This window comes from Gordonia jinhuaensis, from assembly GCF_014639795.1.
GTDB classification, from domain to species: Bacteria; Actinomycetota; Actinomycetes; order Mycobacteriales; family Mycobacteriaceae; genus Gordonia_B; species Gordonia_B jinhuaensis.
This window is the reverse complement of sequence record NZ_BMGC01000094.1, coordinates 1-1,285: the sequence shown is the minus strand read 5'-3', so window position 1 is coordinate 1,285 and position 1,285 is coordinate 1. Positions and strand designations below refer to the sequence as shown.

General features: G+C 62.9%; 1 protein-coding gene. It reads left to right on the top strand.

Going from position 1 to position 1,285, the window contains the following annotated elements; genetic code table 11:
• Positions 1-81 precede the first annotated feature (81 nt).
• A protein-coding gene (locus IEW22_RS19765) for an IS3 family transposase (RefSeq protein ID WP_188589103.1) occupies positions 82-1,226 on the top strand; the annotation gives its coding sequence in 2 pieces (ribosomal slippage) (positions 82-349 and positions 349-1,226; 1,146 coding nt in all).
• The last annotated feature ends 59 nt before the right edge of the window (positions 1,227-1,285 follow it).

Here is a 1,285-nt window from a genome sequence, read left to right as displayed (position 1 = left end):
TGGCGTGTCCCCCGTGAACCGGTCCGGGCTGTTCTAGAGTCCTGATTGCCCTGATGAGGGCACGAAGGGACGATAGGGATCATGGCAGGACGGAAGCGGCACTCGGCCGAGGACATCGTGCGCAAGTTGCGCCGGGCCGACGAGTTGGCGGCGGAGGGAAAGACCGGCGAGGAGATCGCCGCCGACCTCGAGGTGTCGGCCGCCACGTTGTACAACTGGCGCCGCCAGTACGGCGGCATGGACGCTGATGCCGCCAAAGAGCTCAAGGAGCTGCGTGAGCAGAACGGCCGGCTCAAGCGGCTCCTCGCCGATGCGGAGTTGGAGAAGGACGCGCTGCGGGAGATTGCCAAGGGAAAATTCTGAGCCCGACCGCCAAACGCGCCGCCATCGACATGCTCAAGGACGTGATGAACATGTCAGAACGTAAGGCGTGCAAGGTAGTTGGGCTTTCCCGCTCAGCCTATCGGCAGCTGCCGTTAGCGCAGACGCCGGCAGACCCGGACGCGGCGGTCCGTGAGCAACTGCGCACCTACGCCCGTAAGAACCCTCGGCACGGATTTCGTCGGGCGTGGGCGCATCTACGCTTCGACGACGGCATCGAGATGAACAAGAAGAAGATCCACCGGTTATGGAAAGAGGAAGGCCTGCAGGTGCGGCGCGCTCCTCGCCGTAAACGGGCGGGCCAGTCATCGGTGCCGATCATCGCCGCGGATGCACCGAAGGTGGTGTGGGCATTGGACTTTCAGTTCGACTCCACCGTCGACGGACACAAGATCAAGATCGCGTCGATGGTCGATGAGCACACCCGGATGTCGTTGCTGAACATCGTGGACCGCTCGATCACCGCCGAACGCCTGATCGAGGAGTTGGAGAAGACGTTCGCGATCTGGGGTGGCCCACCGCTGGTACTGCGGATGGACAACGGTCCTGAGTTCATCTCCGAGGCCCTGCGAGCGTTCTGTGCAGGGTCGGTGGGGCTCTCCTACATTCCGCCGGGCACGCCGTGGAACAACGGGTTCATCGAGTCGTTCAACAACCGGTTGCGCGATGAGTGTTTGAACCGCAACTGCTGGCGCACCCTGCTCGAGGCCCGGGTGGTCATCGAGGACTTCAAGGATGACCACAATCACCGACACCGGCATTCGGCACTGGGCTACAAGACCCCGGCCGAGTACGCTGCCGGATGCACCCACCAACATCACCCCGTGGGCTGCGAGATCGACTGATCGACTGCAAGTAGGAACTGGCTCTAGAACTGCCTGGACCGGTTATCGGGGACCTGCCA